At 73.1% G+C, this 6000-nt stretch carries 6 protein-coding genes; 3 read left to right on the top strand and 3 right to left on the bottom strand.

Going from position 1 to position 6000, the window contains the following annotated elements:
• Positions 1-278: 278 nt before the first annotated feature.
• Complete coding sequence (locus tag ACWGQ1_RS11135; protein ID WP_452312969.1) at positions 279-1598, top strand: hypothetical protein; 1320 nt, start codon at positions 279-281, stop codon at positions 1596-1598.
• 59 nt (positions 1599-1657) lie between these two features.
• Here ACWGQ1_RS11135 and ACWGQ1_RS11130 read toward each other — a convergent pair whose 3' ends face one another.
• Positions 1658-2695 (bottom strand): FUSC family protein, encoded by a 1038-nt coding sequence (locus ACWGQ1_RS11130; RefSeq protein ID WP_452312968.1) that lies wholly within the window; start codon positions 2693-2695, stop codon positions 1658-1660.
• 53 nt (positions 2696-2748) lie between these two features.
• Between ACWGQ1_RS11130 and ACWGQ1_RS11125 the strand changes: the two genes are divergently transcribed.
• Both ACWGQ1_RS11125 and ACWGQ1_RS11120 read left to right on the top strand, forming a co-directional pair.
• The gene (locus tag ACWGQ1_RS11125) at positions 2749-3561 is read left to right on the top strand and encodes a sugar nucleotide-binding protein (protein ID WP_452312967.1); all 813 of its coding nucleotides are present in this window, start codon (positions 2749-2751) and stop codon (positions 3559-3561) included.
• A gap of 47 nt (positions 3562-3608) precedes the next feature.
• The gene (locus ACWGQ1_RS11120; RefSeq protein ID WP_247637936.1) at positions 3609-4238 is read left to right on the top strand and encodes a DUF1684 domain-containing protein; all 630 of its coding nucleotides are present in this window, start codon (positions 3609-3611) and stop codon (positions 4236-4238) included.
• A gap of 12 nt (positions 4239-4250) precedes the next feature.
• On the opposite strand, the gene ACWGQ1_RS11115 is transcribed toward ACWGQ1_RS11120, so the two are convergent.
• The gene (locus ACWGQ1_RS11115; RefSeq protein WP_136036557.1) at positions 4251-4643 is read right to left on the bottom strand and encodes a hypothetical protein; all 393 of its coding nucleotides are present in this window, start codon (positions 4641-4643) and stop codon (positions 4251-4253) included.
• A 46-nt stretch (positions 4644-4689) separates the two neighbouring features.
• Positions 4690-5886, bottom strand: a complete 1197-nt coding sequence (locus ACWGQ1_RS11110) for a peptidoglycan DD-metalloendopeptidase family protein (protein WP_452312966.1) — start codon at positions 5884-5886, stop codon at positions 4690-4692.
• Positions 5887-6000 lie beyond the last annotated feature (114 nt).

Here is a 6000-nt window from a genome sequence, read left to right as displayed (position 1 = left end):
GTTTGTCGGCGCGATCATCGCTGCGGTGTTGTTCCGCGGGCTAAACACCGACAAAGAGAAGAAGATCACCGCAGCCGAGTGACACCGTGAAACCGGAGCGCCGCATCCCCTCGGGGGTGCGGCGCTTCTGCGTGTCAGGGGTCAGGGGGGCGACCGTCCGGAGAATAATCAGCGAGCGATCAGGTGGGCTCTCTGACGCCGTGGCATCCTGCGGAGGCCGAGCGGGGGCCGGTCGAACGCGACCGGCGAAGATCGACCCGAGATAGGGGGACCCTCGCATGGGAACCGAAGGAATCAGCAGACGGACTTTCGCCAAGAGCGCGGCCTGGGTGGCCATGGCGGCGCTCGCCTCCACCGCCGCACCGGTCTCCGCGGCCGCGGACTCCGTCCCGGATGGAGTGACCGTGTCGTTCGTCGGCTTCGACTCGCCTCCGGCGGGGAGCGATCGCGATACCGGCGATCCGACATGGCCGGAGAACTACCTGCTGGAGGCGCGCTTCCGTCTGCAGCTGGCGCCCGGGGTCTCGCTTCCTGCGGGATCCCGCCTGTTCATCGGCGCGGACGCCGGGATCTTCCCGTCGGGCTTCGCCTTCTTCCGCGGTCCGGCCGTCGGAGCGAGCACCTCGGACGGCCTCTGGGTGCGAGACCCCGACGAGTACTACACGGAGAACTACAACCCGAACACCGGCTCGCGGAAGTTCGCGTACGCGGTCTACCGCCTCGCGCGCGACCTCGCAGCGCCGGCGGACCTGACGTTCTCGGTGGCGGGGGTGAGCAACGCCGCCGTCCCGACGGGATGGAACGCGCAGACGGTGCTCGTGGCCGACCTGGTGTCGGCCAGCTCGTTCAGCGCCGGTGCCGCGCATCACCGGGCGCTCTCATCGCCCTTCCGGATCATGGACGTGCCCCCGGACCCGAAGGCCGACACGAACGGAACCGGAGTGCCCGGGCTCTACGCGTACCCCCGCGCGACGGCCGCGGGCCGAGTCGCCGAGTTCAGCACGCTGCTGCGGGTGATGCCGACGATGACCGCGAACATCTTCTGGAGCCACCAGTTCGGGATCTCTGGAACGTCGGGCGGCTACACCGGCGTGCAGACCTACGGGAACACGAACGGAAGGCAGTGGCTGTTCTCCCTCTGGGGGGCGACCGACGCCGAGGTCAATCCGAGCCTGCACGGGGTGATGGCCGGCGACACCGACGGTGCGCCCGGCCGATCCGTCCGGGTGTTCCGTCCGTGGACCACCGGTCGGACGTATGTCTTCCGCGTCGCGGAGATCCCCGGACGCCCCGGCTGGTGGAACTCGACGGTGACCGACACGGCCGACGGCACGAGCTTCTCGATCGGCAACCTGTTCGTGCCGCAGCAGGGTGCGCTCATCTCACCCCAGGCGTCGTGGGTCGAGTACTGGAACTGGAACGATTCCACAGCCCAGTGTCTCGATCAGGAGAACAGCGACGCCGTGTACGCACCGCTGAGGCTCGATGGCCTGCTCGTGCCGTACGTGGTGGGCAAGTCCAATCCGCCGTGCTCGGGCGGCTCGGTGACGATCAACCCCGACGGGTCCGCTCGCCTACGCGCCTACCCCGGCACCTGACGGCACCGACACCGGAGCGCCGCATCCCCTCGGGGTGCGGCGCTTCTGTGTGTCAGGGGTCAGGGGCGGGTGAGGCGGCGGCCGAGGCGGCGGCGCAGCGCGGCGGACACCACGGCGACCACGGTGCCGACCGCGACGCCGATGAGGGTCTCGAGCACGCGGTCGGTCAACAGCGCGTCGACCGGGGTCGGGGCCGCGAGGTGCACCATCAGCAGCGCGAGCGGGGTGACGAACACCATCGCGATGCCGTAGTTGCGGCCGATGAACAGCTCCGCGACTCCCTGCAGCACCACGACCAGGGCGATCACGGCGATCGGCGGAAGGTCGAGCGCCAGCACCCCGGCGGCGACGAGCACCCCGAGCAGTGTGCCGATCAGGCGCTGGATGCCGCGGATGATCCGGGCGTTGAGCTGTGCGCCGCTCACGGCCGCGACCGCACCGACCGCCGCCCAGTACCAGTGCGTGCCGCCGAGCAGAAGCCCCGCGATCCCGGCGCCCACGATGGCGATGGCGACCGAGACCGCCATCTCGACCGCGACGGGACCCACGGTGGGGCGCACCTTCGGCGCTCCCTCTCCCGTGGTCCGTGTGGCGACGGCGACGAGCGCGGTGAGGGCCAGGCCGAACAGCACGCTCGACCCGCCCACCAGCAGCACGGAGCCGAACGAGCCGGCGGTGGCGGGGATGGTCGCGCACGCCCCGGTCGCGAACACCGTGAACAGCGGCCCTGGTGGGTGCCACTGCATCGTGTACGCCAGCAGGGTGACGGCGGCGGCGACGAGCGCGACCACGACCACGCTGACGACCGTCGGGGCGGCCAGGACCGACAGCGCCGTGCCGATCAGCATCGCCGCGAGCAGCACCCCGCCCGCGCTGGCCTGCATGCGGATGCGGTCGCGGAACCCGTCGTGGCGGCCGTAGAGCGCGGCGAAGGCGCCGAAGCTCGCGTAGATGCTGAGGTCGAGCCGGCCGAGCGCCCAGAGCACGAGCAGCGGGACGGCGACGCTCACGGCGGCTCGGATCGCGACGCGATGGTCGCCGCGGTGCGGGCCGACGCGCAGGACCCCCGTCCACACCCGCCCCTGCGATTCCGCCACCGATCCAGCCTACGTCCGCGCCCGCGGCCCCCGCGCCGTGGGAGGCTGGACGGGTGACCGCCGCCCCGCCTCCTCACCGCACGCTGCTCGTCGGTTTCGGCAAGCTCGGCGCGCGGCTGGCCCCACGGCTGGTGGCGGACGGGGGAGAGGTCGTCGCCCTCCGCCGCAGCGACGGGCCCCTGCCCCAGGGGGTGACCGGCGTCGCGGGTGATCTCGCCGCCCCGCTGCCCGAGCCCCTGCCCGCGGTCGATGCCGTGGTGGTCACGCTGCCGCCGGGCACGGGCGCCTCCGCGTACCCGTCCGTGCTCGCGCACCTCGCCGCGGCCCTGCCCTCCCGGCCCGCGCGCACGGTCTTCGTCTCGTCCACCGGGGTGTTCGACGGTGCGGGCAGCCCGACCCCGCTCACCGAGCGCGACGCCCCGGAGCCGGTCACCGACCGCGGTCGCGGGCTGCGGGAGGGTGAGCGCGCTGCGGTCGACCTCTTCGGCGCCGTGGTCGTGCGGCCCGCGGGCATCTACGGTCCGGGGCGCGACTTCCTGGTGCGCCGCGTGCGTGAGGGGGCACCCGTGAACCCCCGGCGCCGTACGAACCGCATCCATGAGACCGACCTCGTGCGCACGCTCGACCTGCTGCTGCGGATGCCCGAGCCGCCGTCGCTCGTGCACGCGGTGGACGCGGCTCCCGCCCCGCTGGGCGCCGTCGTGGCGTTCCTCGCCGCGCGCCTCGGGCTGCCGGTGCCTCCCGACGACGGCGGCAGCGTGAGCGGTTTCGTCTACGACGGCGCTCTGCTTCGTTCGCTGCTCGGCCACCTGGACTACCCGTCGTTCGAGGACGGCTACGCCGACATGCTCGAGCGGGGCGCCTGACCGCGCAGACCTGATCCCGCCCGCGCGACGCGAACTAGCCTGGGGTGATGACGAGCTCGAGCGCCCGTGCGGCGGTGGACGTGGTCGACTGGCGGCGGCGGGTGTTCGCCCTGTACGAGGCCGTCCGCCGCGCGGACTCCCCGGAGGAGGCGCACGAGCTGTGGCGCATCGAACGCGATGAGCTGATGCTGCACCACCCGGCCACCCCGCTGCTGCCGGAGGATCGGGTGCTGTTCGAGGGGCTGCCGATCGCGCCGTACGACCCGCAGTGGCGGTTCGCACTGCCGATCCTGGAGGCGGAGCCGGCGGCGTTCGAGTTCGCGACGGGTACCGACGGCCTGGTGCCGTTCGAGCGCGTCGGTGTGGTCGAGGTCCCCGACGCCGGAACCCTCGACGTGTGGCGGCTGCGCTCGTACGGCGGCGGGCTGTTCGTGCCGGTGCGCGATGCATCAGCCGGGCATCCGGGCGGCACGTACGGCGGTGGGCGCTACCTGCTCGACACGATCAAGGGTGCCGACCTGGGCGGGGATGCCGCGAGCGGCACGATCGTGCTCGACTTCAACTTCGCGTACAACCCCTCGTGCGCGTACGACCCGGCGTGGGCCTGCCCGCTCGCACCTCCGGGGAACGTGCTGCCCGTGGCCGTTCCGGTGGGGGAGCGGTACGACGGGGCATAGACCGCGCCCGCGTCAGCCGAGGAACAGCGGCACGAACGAGCCGATCAGCCCGAGCACCCCGACCGCGGTGAACACGATCCCGAGCGTGCGCACGACGCGCCGGGCGTGCGGCGGTTCGCCCACCCGTGCCCTGGCGGGGTTGTGGCTGCTGACGACGCCCGTGGTGAAGCCGTCGTCCGCGGTCGAGGATTCGCCGTGGCGCAGTGGTCGCTCGTGGAAGTCGCCGCCCGCGAACCACCGGGCGATCGTGGCGCCGTCGCGTTCGATGATCGCGATGTCGACCGGGAGCCACGGGCCCTCGGCCAGCCGCATGAGCAGGGCGATCAGCAGCAGCGGCACCCCCACGCCGAGCCCGATCCAGGACAGCACCTCGCCGACGAGGGCGAGGGTGTCGACGGGCGGCATGATCCCATCGTAGGGACGCCGGACCGCGGGAGCGTGCGCGCCGCGGTCAGCTCACGTTGTCCCTGAGCCACGGCAGCGGGTCGATCGCGACCGTGTTGATGTGCACCTCGAAGTGCAGGCACGAGCCGAACACGTAGCCGGTCGAGCCGACGTCGCCGAGGTACTGGCCGGCCTCGACGCAGTCACCGACCTCGACGGCGCGCGTGCCGTTCTTCATGTGCGAGTACACGGTGCTGACCGCCTGGCCGTTCACGATGCTCTCGACCTGGATCGTGACGCCGTAGCCCTGATAGCTCTCCGTGGAGCGCGAGACGCAGCCCTTCATGGCGGCGTTGATGGGGGTGCCGATGCCGGCGGCGAAGTCCTGACCCAGATGCGACCGGCCCGGTCGGGCGGCCCCGAAGCCATCGGTGAACGAGTACGAGCCGTCGGCCATCGGCATCACCACCCGGTCGGCGATCGGGATGTCCATCGCGCTGCTGAGCGGCATGCCCGCGGCGATGGCGGCTGCGGCCGCGCGGGCGTGGGTCTCCTTGATCTCCTCCGGCGTGGTCGCCGCGAAGGAGCCGCGCGCGGAGATGGTGGCGCGGATGGCATCGGTGGCCGTGTACGACTGGGCGGCGTCCTTCAGCGCTGCCGCACCGGCGACGGTCGCCACGGCGTGGTCGCCCCCGGGGGCGAGCACCGGGAGGGCGGCCCCGGTGACCATGACGCCGACGGCGAGGACGGCACCGAGCGCCTTGATCTTCGATGCGCCCCGGCCCCGCGGGCGGTCCGTCCGCCGCGGACGCCGCGAGACCCGCGGGGTGCGGGCGGTGCGGGATCCGGTCGGTGCGGGGGTGGTCGGCTCGGCGGCGGTGTCAGGCTCGGCGGTCGTGTCAGGCTCGGCGGTCGTGTCAGGCTCGGCGGCGGTGGTCGGCTCGGCGGCGGCGGTGGTCGGCTCGGCGGCGGCGGCGGTCGGCTCGGCGGCGATGGCAGGCTCGGTGGTAGCGGTCGGCTCGGCGGCGATGGCAGGCTCGCTGGCGACGGAAGTCTCTGCGGGGGAGGCGGGCGCGTCGGCTGCGGCGAGGGTCGGCTCTGCTGTGGCGGCGACCGGAGTCGCTGCTGCGGCGCGGGTGGGGTCTGCGGCAGCAACGGTCTGCGCGGCGGCGGTGGCAACGGTCGGTGCACCCTGCGGCTCGGGACGGAGGGCCCGGGAGCGGATGGCGGCCCGAGTGGCGGGCGAGGACGGGGTCGGCGTCACCGTCGCCGCGGGGGTCGGCTCCTCCGACGGGGTCGGAGCGGACGTGCGACGTCGGTCGCGGCGCAGCAGGGGCCGGGAGTCGATCGCGGATGCTGCGGGGTCGAGCGGGGCGTT

This window comes from Microbacterium sp. NPDC055599 (genome assembly GCF_053618975.1).
This window is presented reverse-complemented; position numbering and strand designations above follow the sequence as displayed.